Here is a 17348-nt window from a genome sequence, read left to right as displayed (position 1 = left end):
GTGCTAGGGACTTTTTTATTTAGGAGGAGTTACATATGAACATTATTGATGATTTACAGTGGCGTGGTGCGATTAATCAGGAAACTGACCACGACGGACTTTACGATTTGGTTGAAAATAAAAAAATTGGAATTTATGTGGGAGTAGACCCAACGGGTGACAGTATGCACATTGGTCACTTGATTCCATTTATGATTTTAAAGAGATTCCAATTAGCTGGCCATAAACCGGTTGCTGTTATCGGTGGTGGTACCGGATCGATTGGAGACCCAAGTGGTAAAAAGTCTGAGCGGGTGCTTCAAACTATGGATCAAGTTCATCACAATGAGGTTGCATTGACTGAACAAATGCAGAACTTGTTTGGGGATGATGGCCAGTTTGAAATTGTTAATAACTATGAGTGGCTATCAAAAATGACGTTATTGGATTTCCTTCGTGATTACGGGAAGTTGTTTAACGTTAATACTATGCTTAACAAAGAAATCGTTGCAAGCCGGTTAGAAGTAGGAATTTCATTTACTGAGTTTACGTATCAGATTCTACAATCTGTTGATTTCCTTCATCTATATCAAAATAATGACGTTCAGCTACAATTGGGTGGTGCTGATCAATGGGGAAATATTACCTCAGGGATTGACTTAATTCATAAGGTTGAAGGTTCAGAAGCCCGTGCATACGGATTGACTATTCCATTGATGCTTAAAGCAGATGGAACTAAGTTTGGTAAGACTGCTGGAGGTGCTGTTTGGCTTGATCCAGAAAAGACGACTCCTTACGAGTTCTATCAATTCTGGATCAATCAAGATGATCGTGACGTGGTTAAGTATTTAAAGTACTTTACTTTCTTGGACCAAGATGAGATCACCGAACTAGAAGATAAGGTTAAGACTCAACCGGAAAAGCGTGAAGCTCAAAGAAGATTAGCCGAAGAAGTAACTGAGTTTGTTCATGGCAAGCAGGCAGTTATAGAAGCAGAGCATATTTCAGCTGCACTATTTTCTGGTGACGTTGCTAAGTTGACTTCGTCAGAAATTGAACAAGGATTTAAAAATATGCCAACTGTTGAACTCACTTCAGAAAAGCGAAACATCGTTGAGTGGTTAGTTGACGTTACTTCAATAGAACCTTCTCGTAGACAAGCCAGAGAAGATCTTAATAATGGTGCGATCAGAATTAATGGAGAGAAAGTCACTGATGTTGACAGTGAAATCGACCCAGAAGCCAAGTTTGACGGTAAGTTTGTCATTGTTCGTCGTGGTAAAAAGCGGTACTTTTTGGCTAAAGTTAAATAGGATTTTAAAAGCAAATCAAATTGATTTGCTTTTTTTGTTGACATTGGTGCTTTAAGTCGGTATATTATTACTTGCGGCTTTTGAGACACAGCGTTTTGAACCGCAAAAGATATTTCAAAAAGTCGTTGACACATAATCGACTACATGATATATTGTAATAGTTGTCAAAAGCAATGACATCAGTCGTTGAGGCAACATTAACTGAACAAAGTAGACCTTTGAAAACTGAACAAAATTTTCGACAAACAAATGTGTAGGGTCCTTTGATCGTTAGATCAAAGACAAACATTTGCGAAGTCAATTCGCGATAAAGAACAAATATAATCATGAGCTTACAAGCTTATCATTTTTAAAATGAGAGTTTGATCCTGGCTCAGGACGAACGCTGGCGGCGTGCCTAATACATGCAAGTCGAACGCGTCCTCGCTGATGAAGTTGAAGTGCTTGCACGGATTCTGATTCAACATTTGGACGAGTGGCGAACTGGTGAGTAACACGTGGGTAACCTGCCCTCAAGCAGGGGATAACACTTGGAAACAGGTGCTAATACCGTATAACAATGAAAACCGCATGGTTTTCATTTGAAAGATGGTTTCGGCTATCACTTGAGGATGGACCCGCGGCGTATTAGCTAGTTGGTGAGGTAACGGCTCACCAAGGCAATGATACGTAGCCGACCTGAGAGGGTAATCGGCCACATTGGGACTGAGACACGGCCCAAACTCCTACGGGAGGCAGCAGTAGGGAATCTTCCACAATGGACGAAAGTCTGATGGAGCAACGCCGCGTGAGTGAAGAAGGGTTTCGGCTCGTAAAACTCTGTTGTTAAAGAAGAACAGGTGTAAGAGTAACTGTTTACACCGTGACGGTATTTAACCAGAAAGCCACGGCTAACTACGTGCCAGCAGCCGCGGTAATACGTAGGTGGCAAGCGTTGTCCGGATTTATTGGGCGTAAAGCGAGCGCAGGCGGTCTTTTAAGTCTGATGTGAAAGCCTTCGGCTTAACCGGAGAAGTGCATCGGAAACTGGGAGACTTGAGTGCAGAAGAGGACAGTGGAACTCCATGTGTAGCGGTGAAATGCGTAGATATATGGAAGAACACCAGTGGCGAAGGCGGCTGTCTGGTCTGTAACTGACGCTGAGGCTCGAAAGCATGGGTAGCGAACAGGATTAGATACCCTGGTAGTCCATGCCGTAAACGATGAGTGCTAAGTGTTGGAGGGTTTCCGCCCTTCAGTGCTGCAGCTAACGCATTAAGCACTCCGCCTGGGGAGTACGACCGCAAGGTTGAAACTCAAAGGAATTGACGGGGGCCCGCACAAGCGGTGGAGCATGTGGTTTAATTCGATGCTACGCGAAGAACCTTACCAGGTCTTGACATCTTCTGCTAACCCAAGAGATTGGGCGTTCCCTTCGGGGACGGAATGACAGGTGGTGCATGGTTGTCGTCAGCTCGTGTCGTGAGATGTTGGGTTAAGTCCCGCAACGAGCGCAACCCTTATTGTTAGTTGCCAGCATTTAGTTGGGCACTCTAGCAAGACTGCCGGTGACAAACCGGAGGAAGGTGGGGACGACGTCAAATCATCATGCCCCTTATGACCTGGGCTACACACGTGCTACAATGGACGGTACAACGAGTCGCGAAACCGCGAGGTCAAGCTAATCTCTTAAAGCCGTTCTCAGTTCGGATTGCAGGCTGCAACTCGCCTGCATGAAGTTGGAATCGCTAGTAATCGTGGATCAGCATGCCACGGTGAATACGTTCCCGGGCCTTGTACACACCGCCCGTCACACCATGAGAGTTTGTAACACCCAAAGTCGGTGAGGTAACCTTTTGGAGCCAGCCGCCTAAGGTGGGACAGATGATTAGGGTGAAGTCGTAACAAGGTAGCCGTAGGAGAACCTGCGGCTGGATCACCTCCTTTCTAAGGAATAATACGGAAACCTACACATGTCGAAAGTTTTGTTTAGTTTTGAGAGGTCTACTCTCAATTCTGGTTAACGCTTTTTTGGGCCTATAGCTCAGCTGGTTAGAGCGCACGCCTGATAAGCGTGAGGTCGATGGTTCGAGTCCATTTAGGCCCATCCACCGGCCATATGACCGGAGAGTATGGGGAATTAGCTCAGATGGGAGAGCACCTGCTTTGCAAGCAGGGGGTCAGCGGTTCGATCCCGCTATTCTCCATTGACGCGAGAGCGTCAGGGATTTTGTTCTTTGAAAACTAGATAATATTAATTTTCTGTAGTGAATTATATTTAAAATATAATTTCAACCGAGAACACCGCGTTTATTGAGTCAAATTAACGAAATGTTTTATTCGCGTAAAACTCAATTAACTTGAGTATCACGAAGTGATACTAGGTTAAGTTATTAAGGGCGCATGGTGAATGCCTTGGCACTAGGAGCCGATGAAGGACGGGACTAACACCGATATGCTTCGGGGAGCTGTACGTAAGCTTTGATCCGGAGATTTCCGAATGGGGAAACCCAGCAGTTTTAATCGACTGTTACTGTTCAGTGAATACATAGCTGATCAGAGGTAGACGTGGGGAACTGAAACATCTAATTACCCACAGGAAGAGAAAGAAAAATCGATTCCCTAAGTAGCGGCGAGCGAACGGGGAACAGCCCAAACCAAAGAGCTTGCTCTTTGGGGTTGTAGGACTGAACATTTGAGTTACCAAAGTTGTTGATAATCGAACAATCTGGGAAGATTGGCGAGACAGGGTGATAGCCCCGTAGATGAAATCAATGACCCTCAGTTCAGGATCCTGAGTACGGCGACACACGTGAAACGTCGTCGGAATCCGGGAGGACCATCTCCCAAGGCTAAATACTCCCTAGTGACCGATAGTGAACCAGTACCGTGAGGGAAAGGTGAAAAGCACCCCGGAAGGGGAGTGAAATAGTTCCTGAAACCATGTGCCTACAAGCAGTTAGAGCCCGTTAATGGGTGATAGCGTGCCTTTTGTAGAATGAACCGGCGAGTTACAGTAACATGCAAGGTTAAGGTGAAAAAGCCGGAGCCGCAGCGAAAGCGAGTCTGAAATGGGCGTTTAAGTATGTTGCCGTAGACCCGAAACCAGGTGATCTACCCATGTCCAGGCTGAAGGTGAGGTAAAACTTACTGGAGGGCCGAACCCGTGTACGTTGAAAAGTGCTGGGATGAGGTGTGGGTAGCGGTGAAATTCCAAACGAACTTGGAGATAGCTGGTTCTCTCCGAAATAGCTTTAGGGCTAGCCTCGGACTTAGAATCATGGAGGTAGAGCACTGTTTGGATGAGGGGCCCGTCATGGGTTACTAAATTCAGATAAACTCCGAATACCATTGATTTATATCCGGGAGTCAGACGGTGAGTGATAAGATCCATCGTCGAAAGGGGAACAGCCCAGACCACCAGTTAAGGTCCCTAAATGTATGCTAAGTGGAAAAGGATGTGGAGTTGCATAGACAACTAGGATGTTGGCTTAGAAGCAGCCACTCATTTAAAGAGTGCGTAATAGCTCACTAGTCGAGTGATTCCGCGCCGAAAATTTACCGGGGCTAAGCGTATTACCGAGACTGTGGACATGACCTTATGGTCATGTGATAGGAGAGCGTTCTAAGGGCAATGAAGTCAGACCGTAAGGACTGGTGGAGCGCTTAGAAGTGAGAATGCCGGTATGAGTAGCGAAAGATCAGTGAGAATCTGATCCACCGAATGACTAAGGTTTCCTGGGGAAGGCTCGTCCTCCCAGGGTTAGTCGGGACCTAAGCCGAGGCCGAGAGGCGTAGGCGATGGACAACAGGTTGAGATTCCTGTACTAGTTGATTATGTTTGAACGATGGAGGGACGCAGAAGGCTAAGTTGTGCGCACGATTGGAAATGTGCGTTCAAGCTACAAGTCAGTTGAGGAGTCAAATGCTTCTCAGCGGGTTGACAAGTAGTGATGAGGACCGAAATTTAAGTAGGGAAGCGACTGATGTCACGCTGCCGAGAAAAGCTTCTAGCGAGTAATCAACTACCCGTACCGCAAACCGACACAGGTAGTCGAGGAGAGAATCCTAAGGTGAGCGAGTGAACTCTCGTTAAGGAACTCGGCAAAATGACCCCGTAACTTCGGGAGAAGGGGTGCTGACCGCAAGGTCAGCCGCAGTGAAAAGGCCCAGGCGACTGTTTATCAAAAACACAGGTTTCTGCAAAATCGTAAGATGACGTATAGGGGCTGACGCCTGCCCGGTGCTGGAAGGTTAAGTGGATGAGTTAGCTTCGGCGAAGCCCAGAAATGAAGCCCCAGTAAACGGCGGCCGTAACTATAACGGTCCTAAGGTAGCGAAATTCCTTGTCGGGTAAGTTCCGACCCGCACGAAAGGCGTAACGATCTGGGCACTGTCTCAACGAGAGACTCGGTGAAATTAAGATACCTGTGAAGAAGCAGGTTACCCGCGACAGGACGGAAAGACCCCATGGAGCTTTACTGTAGCTTGATATTGGGTGTTGACACAGCTTGTACAGGATAGGTAGGAGCCGATGAAGTCGGAACGCTAGTTTCGACTGAGGCGTTGGTGGGATACTACCCTCGCTGTGTGAACACTCTAACCCGCGCCACTAAGCGTGGCGGGAGACAGTGTCAGGTGGGCAGTTTGACTGGGGCGGTCGCCTCCCAAACAGTAACGGAGGCGCCCAAAGGTTCCCTCAGAATGGTTGGAAATCATTCATAGAGTGTAAAGGCAGAAGGGAGCTTGACTGCGAGACAGACAGGTCGAGCAGGGACGAAAGTCGGGCTTAGTGATCCGGTGGTTCCGCATGGAAGGGCCATCGCTCAACGGATAAAAGCTACCCTGGGGATAACAGGCTTATCTCCCCCAAGAGTCCACATCGACGGGGAGGTTTGGCACCTCGATGTCGGCTCATCGCATCCTGGGGCTGTAGTCGGTCCCAAGGGTTGGGCTGTTCGCCCATTAAAGCGGTACGCGAGCTGGGTTCAGAACGTCGTGAGACAGTTCGGTCCCTATCCGTCGCGGGCGTAGGAAATTTGAGAGGAGCTGTCCTTAGTACGAGAGGACCGGGATGGACATACCGCTGGTGTACCAGTTGTGCCGCCAGGCGCATCGCTGGGTAGCTATGTATGGATGAGATAAACGCTGAAAGCATCTAAGTGTGAAACTCGCCTCAAGATGAGATTTCCCATTCCTATATGGAAGTAAGATCCCTCAGAGATGATGAGGTAGATAGGTTGGAAGTGGAAGTGCAGTGATGTACGGAGCGGACCAATACTAATCGGTCGAGGACTTAACCAAAATAAATGGTAAGTATCGGCAGCAGAAAATTAATATTAGCTAGTTTTGAGAGAACAAAGTTCTCTAAAGTAAATAGTGTGGTGGCGATAGCCTGAAGGATACACCTGTTCCCATGCCGAACACAGAAGTTAAGCTTCAGCACGCCGATAGTAGTTGGGGGATCGCCCCCTGCAAGGGTAGGACGTTGCCACGCGATTATGGAGGATTAGCTCAGCTGGGAGAGCATCTGCCTTACAAGCAGGAGGTCACAGGTTCGATCCCTGTATCCTCCATATTGAGCCGTTAGCTCAGTTGGTAGAGCATCTGACTTTTAATCAGAGGGTCGGCAGTTCGAGACTGCCACGGCTCATTACAATTGAATATATCTTAGCGCATAATATTGTAAATATGCCGACTTAGCTCAGCTGGCAGAGCACCTGTCTTGTAAACAGGGGGTCGGAAGTTCGAATCTTCTAGTCGGCATTTTTGCGGAAGTAGTTCAGTGGTAGAACATCACCTTGCCATGGTGGGGGTCGCGGGTTCGAATCCCGTCTTCCGCTTTATTATGCCGGGGTGGCGGAATTGGCAGACGCACAGGACTTAAAATCCTGCGGTCAGTGATGACCGTACCGGTTCGATCCCGGTCCTCGGCATAAAATGCACCCATAGCGCAACTGGATAGAGTGTCTGACTACGAATCAGAAGGTTGTAGGTTCGACTCCTACTGGGTGCATATTTTCGGGAAGTAGCTCAGCTTGGTAGAGCACCTGGTTTGGGACCAGGGGGTCGCAGGTTCGAATCCTGTCTTCCCGATTGATAGCTAAATATTATATATTGCACTATCATCGATCGCGGTGTAGCTCAGCTGGCTAGAGCGTCCGGTTCATACCCGGGAGGTCGAGGGTTCGATCCCCCCTGCCGCGATATAGGTCTTGGACCTTTAGCTCAGTTGGTTAGAGCAGACGGCTCATAACCGTCCGGTCGTAGGTTCGAGTCCTACAAGGTCCATTGACTCAACATTGTTAGAGTTAATGTTATATGCGTTAATTTTGGAGGATTACCCAAGTCTGGCTGAAGGGAACGGTCTTGAAAACCGTCAGGTGGGTCAAACCACGCGAGAGTTCGAATCTCTCATCCTCCTTTACATTATCGCGGGATGGAGCAGTCTGGTAGCTCGTCGGGCTCATAACCCGAAGGTCGTTGGTTCAAATCCAGCTCCCGCAATTTTGGTCCGTTGGTCTAGTTGGTTTAGGACGCCTGCCTGTCACGCAGGAGATCACGAGTTCGAGTCTCGTACGGACCGGTTTATGGCTCGGTAGCTCAGTCGGTAGAGCAATGGATTGAAGCTCCATGTGTCGGCAGTTCGATTCTGTCCCGCGCCACTTTAATTGAATATTATCTTATTTATGCGGGTGTAGTTTAGTGGTAAAACCACAGCCTTCCAAGCTGTTGTCGCGAGTTCGATTCTCGTCACCCGCTTTTTATGTTAAAATGGGCCTATAGCTCAGCTGGTTAGAGCGCACGCCTGATAAGCGTGAGGTCGATGGTTCGAGTCCATTTAGGCCCATATATCTATGGAGAAGTACTCAAGTGGCTGAAGAGGCGCCCCTGCTAAGGGTGTAGGTCGCGTAAGCGGCGCGAGAGTTCGAATCTCTCCTTCTCCGTTTTTATGACCCGTTGGTCAAGTGGTTAAGACACCGCCCTTTCACGGCGGTAACATGGGTTCAAATCCCGTACGGGTCATCCACTTTTAGTAGAATATTAATTATCGCGGGATGGAGCAGTCTGGTAGCTCGTCGGGCTCATAACCCGAAGGTCGTTGGTTCAAATCCAGCTCCCGCAATTTTGGTCCGTTGGTCTAGTTGGTTTAGGACGCCTGCCTGTCACGCAGGAGATCACGAGTTCGAGTCTCGTACGGACCGGACGAAATAGCAAAGGTTAAATCCTCTGCTTTTTTATTTATTGTTGTTTCTTTTCATACAATGTCTATGGCTTTCATAATTGAGAGCTGAAGATTATATTATGGAGGATTACCCAAGTCTGGCTGAAGGGAACGGTCTTGAAAACCGTCAGGTGGGTCAAACCACGCGAGAGTTCGAATCTCTCATCCTCCTTAAATTTTTAATTGTCTAGCAATAACCTTTTTGGTTGTTGCTAGTTTTTTTATTAAAGCCAAAATCATAGCAACTTATTTGAAAACAGGATAAAATACAATTACTAATTTATGAAATGGAGATTTTAAATATGGGAAAATATGTTGTTCATTCAACCTTAAGACCGTTGGGCACTCAAGTTATGAATCAAACTGGTGGTCATTCATATTTATCAGATGAGCCTGCTGTTGCCCAAGGTACTGATGCAGGTCCTAACCCAGTACAATACTTATTAGGAGCGGTTGGTGGTTGTATGAGTGTAACTGCTCGCCAAATTGAAAACGAGGAACCAGATTTAAAAATTAAAAAGTTCAAGGTTGATGTTTATGGTGAGACAACCAGGTATCCAGATGGTAGTTCAAAAGTAACCCATATGGATATCAAATTGACTGGTGAGACTAACCTGTCTCCTGAAGATCATAATTTCTTTATGAACGAGGTTGTTAGGAAGTGTACCGTCCATGCTTCCCTCGAAGGATCGATTCCAATGGACATTGAATACCTATAAACAAAAAAGGCTGATTTCAAAAAATGAAATCAACCTTTTATTTATTTAACAGCTCGGTAGTCAGCTTCATGACTATAAAAACTTGGAGTTGTCTTGTACGTGCTTGGCATTAATAAGTTGCTGTCTTTCTTCCAAAGTTCAAATTGACTTGAAGATTCCCAAGTTGTCAGTAACACTCGTTCGCTGATGTTATTGTGACTATGCAGTGAGTACATTGACTTCATGCCATCAGGAAGACTGTCGCCCATTAGCTTATTGATTCGGGCATCAAACACTTTTTGTTGGTCAAAGTCCAACTCTAAAGTAATGAAGCTAATGAAACCATTCCAATGATCGTTTCCAATGTGACTGAGGACACTATATTCAACGGGGGAGCTAAACACTGATTCCTCCCCAGAAACATCCAACATCATAAGTTCGTTTTGATTGCTCAAAGCGTTGTAGACTCTTAATTCCCGATCCGGATGTTTTGCCTTTAAATCGTTAAGTACTTTCTCGCTACCAAATGTAATTGCAATACTTCTAATCATGCTACCCACCTCCGATTTCAACTTTATTATACTTTTTTTGAGAAAGACGACCAAATATTTACAATTATTCCCAATGTTTTTATACTAAGGAAAAAGGGAGTGCTTACATTGAAACTAACTGTTTTAGGATTTCTAGGCGGCTATCCAAGTCATGGAGATGGAACGAGCTCATATTTACTCGAGGCTGACGGTTTTAAGCTACTTATTGACTTTGGTAGTGGTGCCTTATTAAGCCTAGAAAAAATTACTGATCCGCTCACAATTGATGCTATGATTTTGACTCACTACCACAATGATCACATTGCTGACGTTGGGGTTATGCAGTACTACTGGCAATTACACGCAGAACGGCCCAGAGAAGCCGTGTTACCTATTTACGGCCATCAGGAGGATCAGCAACATTTTGACAGTCTAGACTGGCCAAAATCAACGAAAAAAGTCGCTTATAATCCGGATGCTGAATTGAAAATCGGTCCCTTTAAAATTAATTTTCAGAAAACCCACCATCCAGTTACGGCATATGCTTTACGAATAGAAGACATTAAAACTGGGAAGGTGCTTGCATTTACGGCAGATAGCGCTTATTTTGAAGGATTGAAAGAAATATGTAAGGATGCAGATTTGTTGCTTACAGATACGAATTTCTTTTCTAACAAAACTGGTCAAAAATGGCATATGACCACAGCTGAGACGGGAAAGCTTGCCACAGATTCTAACGTTAAAAAGGTGCTGCTAAGCCATTTGCCTGCAGACAATGACACCGATCGATTGATTAATGAGACCAAAAAAGCAATTACTAAAGATATTCCAGTGATGGTTGCTAAAACTCATTTAGTTGTTCAAATGTGAATATTTTGTGAACTTTCATGAAAATTCATGAAATAACTGTGAACTTTTCCAAACCAATAGATTCTCATTATATACTTTAATCATCAATTAAAGACAGGGAGAGATTTAAATATGACTGTAGAATTCTTATCAACACCAAGTTGCACTTCATGCCGTAAGGCAAAAGCATGGCTTAAGGAAAACGAGGTTGCTTACAAAGAAAGAAATATTTTTGCGGATCCACTAACTAAGGCAGAATTAAAGAAAATTCTTATGCTTTCTGAGGAGGGCACAGAAGCGTTGATTTCAACTCGTTCATTTGCTTTTCAAGAATTTCGCGACAAAATTGAAACAATGACTTTAGATGAATTACTTTCGTTACTCTCATCACACCCTGAAATGATTCGTCGACCAATCATGTTAGATGAACGACGGCTACAAATTGGCTTTAACGATGATGAAATCAGAAGATTCCTACCTCGCCATATCCGTAAGACAGATTTAGCAAGAATGATTTCCAACGCACAGTAACAAAGTGTTTCACTTGTGTTCAGTTTATTTAAGCCGTATCATTTACATGAATAGTTTTAGTGTTACAATTAATAGATATCAAATGACCCTTGGTTATGGAATGGGGTGGACTAACATGGAAATGGAACGGATTAACGAGAACACGATTCGGGTGCTAATTGGTACTGATGATTTAGACAAGCGTGGAATTACTGTGCTTGATTTACTAGGTAATCACAAGCAAATCGAAAGTTTTTTCTATAGTATTCTCGAAGAAGTTGATAAGGATCACCAATTTCAAAACAACGACGCCGTAACTTTCCAGGTATTGCCTAATCAGAATGGTTTGGAACTGTTTATTAGCAAGGATGTTGATTTTGGTAAGGACGATTTAGTTCTGGGACCAAATGATGATAATAAAAAAGACAGCGTGTCAAAGTTTATTGATGATCAGCATGACACCGCTAAACAAAGCAAGTCTGACAAGAGTGAGGCTGACGAGTTTGGCCATCAAAAACGAACTGTGATCTTTGAATTTGACAGCCTTGAAGAGTTTATTGCCTTGGCTAAGGCACTTCGCCTTGAGAATGGTACTTCTGATTTATACATGTATAAAGGGCATTACTACTTGAAGTTACAATTATTCAGCAGTGATCCTGTTGATATAGTTGTTGCCGATGAAATTGCAATTGCTTATGAGTATGGAAATAAGACAAGCATCACCGAAGACGTACTCACCGAATATGGTGATTTAGTGATGGAAAATAGCGCGTTAGAATTAAGTCGCCATTACTTTAAGTAAATAAAGAAGACTCCACTGCGAATGCAGTGGGGTCTTTTTTTGGTCTAAAATAATTCTGGAAAAAGTGTTCGGGTTTGTTCTTGATAGTTATCTTCCGTAACCGAAGATAAATCAATTTCAAATTGGTTATCACCGTTAGAAACTTTTAGTGAATCACGAGATAAAAACTTGTAACGAGCACCAATTTCGATCAGCAATGATACAAGTTTTTGAACGGCAACTGGAAAGCTGTCTAGGGCGGGAAGAACGTCAGGTTCTGCTTGACGGTCAGCTTTAAATTTGAATGCTTGCTGGCTACCAAACTTTTGCAAACTACCATTGACCATCAATTGGCTTAACCGTCCGCTAGGGGTTAGTTCGGGATGATCAATCATCCGTTCAATTCTTTGAATCATGTGGAAAACTTTGTCAGATGCGGATAAGGTTGTCGCTGTTTTTTTGAGGTCTACGACTAGCTTTCGCATCTCTTTTTCCATACTTGATTTTGATGTTGGTGATTCAAGTGCCACCTGATTATTAGCATCAAACGATTTCTTTAATGCCTTGTGCATATCAGCTGGCTCTGGCGCGTTGATAAATAAACATAGTAGATAAGTTTTTAAGAACGTTAGTGTTTCTGCACTAATTCCATTTAAATCAAATGGGTCGTTATCAAACACACGAAACTCGAGGTAATCAATTCCTTGACTAGGATAATCCAAGTAGGATTCTTGACCCCGAAGCCGAACCGGTCCGTAAAATTCTGCTGCAGAATATAGGTTCTTTTTGGCAATTCCATTAGAGATGCTTTTTACATAGTGCTTGAGGCTAGAATATACTGTGACGTTCACATCGTCTTGCTTACGGTTTACATAACCCCAAGTACTGTTCCGAATACTGCGAACTGGGTGGCTTAGTTCGGTTGGCATTGAATCATAAAAGCCCTTTTCAGCGATTGGACTGGCACCAAGAAAATAAGTTAAGAAGTATCGATGTAAAACGAACTGTTGTGCCAAACCAAAATAGACAGCGTTCTTGAACTGCACGAATGTTTTATAGTCGGATTCGTACTTAGAATAAAGCTTTTTAAGTACAGAATTTGGCAAACTAAAGTTTACGTGAATTCCAGTCACAATCTTTTTTTGGATACCATACTTTTCGGTCAAGTAGTCGCGATATTTTGCGTAAGCAGGACGGTCGAAGTTATCCTTAATGAACTCAATCTCTTTTGCAGTGAGCACCGGTGGCATACTAAGAGGCCAGATGGCTTCATCTGAACGTAAATGCTTATGTAAAACGGTTTGCAAACTGTTCAGTTGAGAAATAGTATCTTCAAGCTTAGAGTGTGGATCTGTTATCAGTTCGTTTTGGCTTTCAGCAAAATCCGACTGCAGATATGGATGAAATTGACGTGAACCTAAATCGCTTGGGTACGGATGATTACTGAGGCGACCGTTCTTTAAAATTCGGTGTTCCTCAATCTCCACGCCCAACATGCTTTGTTTTAACTCAGACGATAGGTCCATTTCCTGTACATATTTAAGGATATCTCTAAGCATCAGTAAATCCTCCTAGCACTTAATTACATCAATTATAAACAAAATTAGATTAGATTGCGTAGATATAGTCTAGAAGGTGATTAAATGCTCAAAGCTTTGAAAAGAAACGAATTAATTTTGGCTAGTGAGGCCGAAATTGATGGCGATTATACCTGTCCCCAATGTGGCAAGCCTGTTGCCCTTCGAAATGGTGAATACAGGCAGCCATATTTTGCTCACGTTAGAAATCCGTCCCAGTTGAATTTGCAAGCAGAGAGCAAAGAACATAAGTTGGGGAAACAGGCATTAGTGAAGGACATTGTTGATCTGGGGATGACTCCCCGCATGGAGGTTGTGTTGGCAAATGGAGAACAACGTGCAGATGTGATGGTCGTTGACAAAAACAAGGTACTTGAATACCAATGCAGTCAGTTATCATTAACCCAGTGTCAAAAGCGAACTAGTGAATATCACGAGTTAGGGTACGGCGTGTGGTGGATTCTAGGTGACCGATATTTACATCAGCGATTAACCTTTGCCACGATCCAAAAATTTGCTCGGTTTGCAGCAAATTGCGGTTTCTACTTAGTTTTTTATTCAGCGACTCGGTTGGAATACGTTGCCTGGACTCAAATCGAAGAGGCTAACGGCACTTATACTTACAGGATATTCAATCGAAAGACTTTGGGGGCGATTTTAAAAGTAATCAAACTCACTCAACAGCTGGCCCCAACAGCATATCAACGAAGGCAAGAGGTCATGCACGAAACTAACCGAATTTTTTGTGGAGTTAATTTAAAAAGCAATCGTTACTTAGAAATGGTTAACCTCTGTTATTTAAACCGAAGAGTTTTAAATGGGATTCCATTGATTTGCCACTCTCCTGAGAGAAGATTTTTACCAATTTTTAAAAACGGTGGGGTTGAATTTCGGCTCAGATTAATTTTGAAAATTTTTTTAAATGAGGCAGAAACAGTAAATGATTCAACCCTAACGAAAATTTATCACGTAGTTCTTGATCAAGTCTTAAACCCGCTGGTCCAGGTCAAGGGCGTTGAGCAATTTTACTTACTCGAGTTTAGAAAATTGATTTCATCACTCAGAGCGGCGGGGCACATCAAGTATACTGTTGATGGTATTAAAATTATAAGCTCACCCCGGTGGTTTTTAGATTATGATCACAAAAGAATTGCTGTTGGGCGAATTTAGGTTGTTTGTGGTAGTCTTATTACTAATTAGAATTTGAGGAGGACATTATGGCTGAAGTAAAAGAATTACCACTTAGAAAAGATGTTGACCCCCAATTAACTTGGGACCTCACGACGATTTATAAAGATGATTCAGAATTTGAGAGTGATTTTAAATCGATGCAGGACCGAATTGCTGGGTATTCTAAATTGGTTGGTACATTAAAAAATGGTGCTGCCCAACTTTTAGAAGCAACTACTGAGATTTTATCGGGTGCCCGACTACTGTATAAGCTGTACGTTTATGCCCAGTTGAAAAATGATCAAGATACCAGCGTGGATAAGTATCAAGCAATGTATTCTCGGGCTTCTGACCTGTCTTCTCAATTTTCTGGAGCGATTGCTTGGTTCGATCCTGAACTTCTTGGCTTGGATGAAGCGACGATGACAAAGTATTACTCAGATGAGCCTAAACTTAAAGACTATCAACGGTTTTATGACCAAACTTTTGCACGCCGTGACCACATTTTAAGTGATGACGTAGAAAACGTCTTAGCACTTGCCGGTGATGTATTTAGTTCTGGTGAAAAGACGTTTGGCGTATTAAATAACACTGATTTAAAATTCCCAGTGGTAACTGACGAAGATGGCAATCAGGTCCAGTTATCTGAAGGAGTATATGGGGTTTTGCTTGAATCTGCGGATCAGTCAGTTCGTGAACAAGCATTTAAAAAGCTCTACGAAATTTATGGCCAATTTCAACACACTTTAAGTGCAACATTGACCACTAACGTTAAGAATCATAATTTGAAAGCCAAGCTTAGACATTATGATAATGCTTTGGAAGCGGCATTGTCCGATAATGAAATTCCAACAACGGTTTACCAAAATTTGATTGATGTGGTAAATGAACATTTGCCACTACTTCACAGATACGTTGCCCTAAGAAAAAAGATTTTGGGGCTAGACGAGTTGCATATGTACGATATGTATACATCGTTAGTTGGCGAAAAATCACCACGGTATACCTTTGAGGAATCAAAGAAAATTGCTCGCGATGCATTACAGGTTTTAGGTGACGATTATGTAAGTCACGTTGATGAGGAATTTAATAACCGTTGGATCGATGTGGTTGAAAATCGTTATAAGCGAAGTGGTGGATATTCATCAGGAACATACGACACCAACCCATTTATTCTGTTGAATTGGAAGGATAATCTGGATAACCTGTACACGTTGATACATGAAACTGGTCACAGTATGCATAGTTACTACTCCAAGACTAACCAGCCGTTCCAATACGGAGATTACTCGATTTTCGTTGCAGAAATCGCTTCTACCACCAACGAAAATATTTTAACGAATAAATTGCTAGGAAATGATGATCTTGATCCAGAATTAAAGAAGCATATCCTGAACTACTATCTTGATGGATTCAAAGGAACTGTTTTCCGTCAGACTCAATTTGCTGAATTTGAACAGTTTATCCATGAGCAAGATGCTGCTGGGAAACCATTGACCTCTGCATTTCTTAACGACTATTACCGGAAATTGAACGAAAAGTATTATGGGGATGCTGTGATTTCTGATGAAGAAATTGGCCTTGAATGGTCACGAATTCCACACTTTTACTACGACTTTTATGTTTACCAGTACTCAACTGGATTTGCAGCAGCTTCTACCCTTGCCAATAAGGTAGTTAATGGGGACAAAGGTGATGTTGATGCGTACTTGAGTTTCTTAAAGGCAGGAAGTTCTGACATTCCAACTAACGTTATGAAACGTGCTGGCGTTGATATGACTAAACCTGATTATTTGGAAACAGCCTTTAAGATTTTTGAGGAACGGTTAAATGAATTTGAAAAACTCGTTGAGAAATAGTGCAATTCAAGGTAGATGAGGTTTTTGGCTTCATTGTTTATCCTTTTAGGATGTAGAAGCAATGTGTCACTGAGTGAAATTATATATGACAGTAAAAAAGCCACGATATTAAATTATCGTGGCTTTTTGTTGATTAGACATTTAGATTACAGGCTGTGGAGATCCGGGTACTGAACAATCTTTTGTTCTGGTTCTTCCTCAGTCGCCAATTCTTTGAAGTGATCAGATGAATCAATGCTATTCTGACAGAAACTAAGTAGTGAGTAATAGTCAAAGTTGCGAATCAGAATACCACTATCATCGACTTCAGTGTTGAACAAAACAGCACTAGCTGGTTCGTCAACATTCATCTCAGCAGCTGTCCGCTGATCGGAATGGTAAGTTTGGACTGCTAACTCCGATTGGCAGTCTTCGTTGAACATTTCAAGATCCAATCCAGATTCTTCAGCAATTTCGTGGATTAGTGAACTGCAGTAGTTTTCATTTTCAGTTAGTAAGCGTCTCTGGAGGTTCATCAAAAATCTCCGACCGAACCTTTGTCCTTGGAATGATGCTGCTTTGTAGTTCAAAATTATATCGTAAGGGACTGTGCGCCCAAACCGCTGCTTCAATTCGTTGTCGTTATCATTTAATACGGCAATGTTGAGGAGTGGAATGAAGTGAACTGAAATCTGTTTGTTTAATTTTTGAGATACTTGGTCAACCGCTTTTTCTGCTTCGTAACAATGTTCGTTAAGCGGATCAACAAACAAATAAATCTCTAAAATCATAGTACTCCTCCAATAAGTCATGTTGATCATAAAAGTAATATATCATTTTTTTGCGCTAGGAATAATATACCAAATTTTCAACAAAACTCAATATATTTGCTTAAGACT

The 17348-nt window shown here is 43.1% G+C and carries 10 protein-coding genes, 22 tRNA genes and 3 rRNA genes; 32 read left to right on the top strand and 3 right to left on the bottom strand.

Annotated elements, in window-relative coordinates; genetic code table 11:
- Window positions 1–35: 35 nt before the first annotated feature.
- From tyrS to PL11_RS00930, 27 genes are all read left to right on the top strand, one after another.
- Window positions 36–1292, top strand: coding sequence for a tyrosine--tRNA ligase (gene tyrS, locus PL11_RS01060; RefSeq protein ID WP_035165701.1), 1257 nt, complete (start codon window positions 36–38; stop codon window positions 1290–1292).
- Between the two features lie 350 nt (window positions 1293–1642).
- Window positions 1643–3218, top strand: a 16S ribosomal RNA gene (locus PL11_RS01055).
- 86 nt (window positions 3219–3304) lie between these two features.
- Window positions 3305–3378: transfer RNA gene (locus tag PL11_RS01050), tRNA-Ile, on the top strand.
- A 27-nt stretch (window positions 3379–3405) separates the two neighbouring features.
- Window positions 3406–3478, top strand: a tRNA-Ala gene (locus PL11_RS01045).
- A gap of 176 nt (window positions 3479–3654) precedes the next feature.
- A 23S ribosomal RNA gene (locus tag PL11_RS01040) occupies window positions 3655–6575 on the top strand.
- Window positions 6576–6651: 76 nt separating this feature from the next.
- Window positions 6652–6768: ribosomal RNA gene (gene rrf / locus PL11_RS01035) — 5S ribosomal RNA — on the top strand.
- The 16S, 23S and 5S rRNA genes sit together here with 22 tRNA genes alongside, the layout of an rRNA operon.
- Before the next feature lie 6 nt (window positions 6769–6774).
- Window positions 6775–6847: transfer RNA gene (locus PL11_RS01030), tRNA-Val, on the top strand.
- Window positions 6848–6851: 4 nt separating this feature from the next.
- Window positions 6852–6924, top strand: a tRNA-Lys gene (locus PL11_RS01025).
- Window positions 6925–6964: 40 nt separating this feature from the next.
- Window positions 6965–7037, top strand: a tRNA-Thr gene (locus tag PL11_RS01020).
- 5 nt (window positions 7038–7042) lie between these two features.
- Window positions 7043–7114 (top strand) — tRNA-Gly (locus PL11_RS01015).
- A gap of 7 nt (window positions 7115–7121) precedes the next feature.
- A tRNA-Leu gene (locus PL11_RS01010) sits at window positions 7122–7207 on the top strand.
- A 6-nt stretch (window positions 7208–7213) separates the two neighbouring features.
- Window positions 7214–7287 (top strand) — tRNA-Arg (locus PL11_RS01005).
- Window positions 7288–7293: 6 nt separating this feature from the next.
- Window positions 7294–7367, top strand: a tRNA-Pro gene (locus tag PL11_RS01000).
- Window positions 7368–7404: 37 nt separating this feature from the next.
- Window positions 7405–7478: transfer RNA gene (locus PL11_RS00995), tRNA-Met, on the top strand.
- A gap of 10 nt (window positions 7479–7488) precedes the next feature.
- Window positions 7489–7562 (top strand) — tRNA-Ile (locus PL11_RS00990).
- Between the two features lie 43 nt (window positions 7563–7605).
- Window positions 7606–7695: transfer RNA gene (locus tag PL11_RS00985), tRNA-Ser, on the top strand.
- A 9-nt stretch (window positions 7696–7704) separates the two neighbouring features.
- Window positions 7705–7778 (top strand) — tRNA-Met (locus tag PL11_RS00980).
- Window positions 7779–7782: 4 nt separating this feature from the next.
- Window positions 7783–7857, top strand: a tRNA-Asp gene (locus PL11_RS00975).
- Window positions 7858–7863: 6 nt separating this feature from the next.
- Window positions 7864–7936 (top strand) — tRNA-Phe (locus PL11_RS00970).
- A 26-nt stretch (window positions 7937–7962) separates the two neighbouring features.
- Window positions 7963–8033: transfer RNA gene (locus PL11_RS00965), tRNA-Gly, on the top strand.
- Window positions 8034–8047: 14 nt separating this feature from the next.
- Window positions 8048–8121 (top strand) — tRNA-Ile (locus PL11_RS00960).
- Between the two features lie 9 nt (window positions 8122–8130).
- Window positions 8131–8218, top strand: a tRNA-Ser gene (locus tag PL11_RS00955).
- 7 nt (window positions 8219–8225) lie between these two features.
- Window positions 8226–8297 (top strand) — tRNA-Glu (locus PL11_RS00950).
- Between the two features lie 26 nt (window positions 8298–8323).
- Window positions 8324–8397 (top strand) — tRNA-Met (locus PL11_RS00945).
- A gap of 4 nt (window positions 8398–8401) precedes the next feature.
- Window positions 8402–8476: transfer RNA gene (locus PL11_RS00940), tRNA-Asp, on the top strand.
- A 102-nt stretch (window positions 8477–8578) separates the two neighbouring features.
- Window positions 8579–8668, top strand: a tRNA-Ser gene (locus PL11_RS00935).
- Window positions 8669–8798: 130 nt separating this feature from the next.
- Window positions 8799–9215 carry an OsmC family protein gene (locus PL11_RS00930; RefSeq protein WP_035168619.1) on the top strand — a complete coding sequence of 139 codons (417 nt, stop codon included), beginning with the start codon at window positions 8799–8801 and terminating at the stop codon, window positions 9213–9215.
- A gap of 41 nt (window positions 9216–9256) precedes the next feature.
- Here the strand turns inward: PL11_RS00930 and PL11_RS00925 are convergent, their stop codons facing one another.
- Window positions 9257–9745 carry a hypothetical protein gene (locus tag PL11_RS00925; protein ID WP_035168617.1) on the bottom strand — a complete coding sequence of 163 codons (489 nt, stop codon included), beginning with the start codon at window positions 9743–9745 and terminating at the stop codon, window positions 9257–9259.
- Window positions 9746–9853: 108 nt separating this feature from the next.
- Between PL11_RS00925 and PL11_RS00920 the strand changes: the two genes are divergently transcribed.
- From PL11_RS00920 to PL11_RS00910, 3 genes are all read left to right on the top strand, one after another.
- Window positions 9854–10594 carry an MBL fold metallo-hydrolase gene (locus PL11_RS00920; protein ID WP_035168615.1) on the top strand — a complete coding sequence of 247 codons (741 nt, stop codon included), beginning with the start codon at window positions 9854–9856 and terminating at the stop codon, window positions 10592–10594.
- A 111-nt stretch (window positions 10595–10705) separates the two neighbouring features.
- Window positions 10706–11104 carry a transcriptional regulator Spx gene (spx, locus tag PL11_RS00915; protein WP_035168613.1) on the top strand — a complete coding sequence of 133 codons (399 nt, stop codon included), beginning with the start codon at window positions 10706–10708 and terminating at the stop codon, window positions 11102–11104.
- A gap of 115 nt (window positions 11105–11219) precedes the next feature.
- Window positions 11220–11885 carry an adaptor protein MecA gene (locus PL11_RS00910; protein WP_035168611.1) on the top strand — a complete coding sequence of 222 codons (666 nt, stop codon included), beginning with the start codon at window positions 11220–11222 and terminating at the stop codon, window positions 11883–11885.
- A 44-nt stretch (window positions 11886–11929) separates the two neighbouring features.
- On the opposite strand, the gene PL11_RS00905 is transcribed toward PL11_RS00910, so the two are convergent.
- Window positions 11930–13423 (bottom strand): hypothetical protein, encoded by a 1494-nt coding sequence (locus PL11_RS00905; RefSeq protein ID WP_035168609.1) that lies wholly within the window; start codon window positions 13421–13423, stop codon window positions 11930–11932.
- 84 nt (window positions 13424–13507) lie between these two features.
- On the opposite strand from PL11_RS00905, the gene PL11_RS00900 reads away from it, so the two are divergent.
- Both PL11_RS00900 and pepF read left to right on the top strand, forming a co-directional pair.
- Complete coding sequence (locus tag PL11_RS00900) at window positions 13508–14611, top strand: competence protein CoiA (RefSeq protein WP_035168607.1); 1104 nt, start codon at window positions 13508–13510, stop codon at window positions 14609–14611.
- A gap of 47 nt (window positions 14612–14658) precedes the next feature.
- Complete coding sequence (gene pepF / locus PL11_RS00895; protein WP_035168605.1) at window positions 14659–16470, top strand: oligoendopeptidase F; 1812 nt, start codon at window positions 14659–14661, stop codon at window positions 16468–16470.
- Window positions 16471–16616: 146 nt separating this feature from the next.
- Here the strand turns inward: pepF and PL11_RS00890 are convergent, their stop codons facing one another.
- The gene (locus PL11_RS00890) at window positions 16617–17240 is read right to left on the bottom strand and encodes a DsbA family protein (protein WP_035168602.1); all 624 of its coding nucleotides are present in this window, start codon (window positions 17238–17240) and stop codon (window positions 16617–16619) included.
- Between the last annotated feature and the right edge of the window lie 108 nt (window positions 17241–17348).

This window comes from Lentilactobacillus curieae (assembly GCF_000785105.2).
Classification (GTDB): Bacteria; Bacillota; Bacilli; order Lactobacillales; family Lactobacillaceae; genus Lentilactobacillus; species Lentilactobacillus curieae.
The sequence above is the reverse complement of the archived record's forward strand: the minus strand, read 5'-3'. Positions and strand labels throughout refer to the sequence as shown.

Bases quoted from the DNA above. Each gene is read 5' to 3' on its own strand.
- tyrS (WP_035165701.1), top strand. From the start codon at position 36: ATGAACATTATTGATGATTTACAGTGGCGTGGTGCGATTAATCAGGAA.
- PL11_RS00930 (WP_035168619.1), top strand. From the start codon at position 8,799: ATGGGAAAATATGTTGTTCATTCAACCTTAAGACCGTTGGGCACTCAA.
- PL11_RS00925 (WP_035168617.1), bottom strand. From the start codon at position 9,745: ATGATTAGAAGTATTGCAATTACATTTGGTAGCGAGAAAGTACTTAAC.
- spx (WP_035168613.1), top strand. From the start codon at position 10,706: ATGACTGTAGAATTCTTATCAACACCAAGTTGCACTTCATGCCGTAAG.
- PL11_RS00910 (WP_035168611.1), top strand. From the start codon at position 11,220: ATGGAAATGGAACGGATTAACGAGAACACGATTCGGGTGCTAATTGGT.
- PL11_RS00905 (WP_035168609.1), bottom strand. From the start codon at position 13,423: ATGCTTAGAGATATCCTTAAATATGTACAGGAAATGGACCTATCGTCT.
- PL11_RS00900 (WP_035168607.1), top strand. From the start codon at position 13,508: ATGCTCAAAGCTTTGAAAAGAAACGAATTAATTTTGGCTAGTGAGGCC.
- pepF (WP_035168605.1), top strand. From the start codon at position 14,659: ATGGCTGAAGTAAAAGAATTACCACTTAGAAAAGATGTTGACCCCCAA.
- PL11_RS00890 (WP_035168602.1), bottom strand. From the start codon at position 17,240: ATGATTTTAGAGATTTATTTGTTTGTTGATCCGCTTAACGAACATTGT.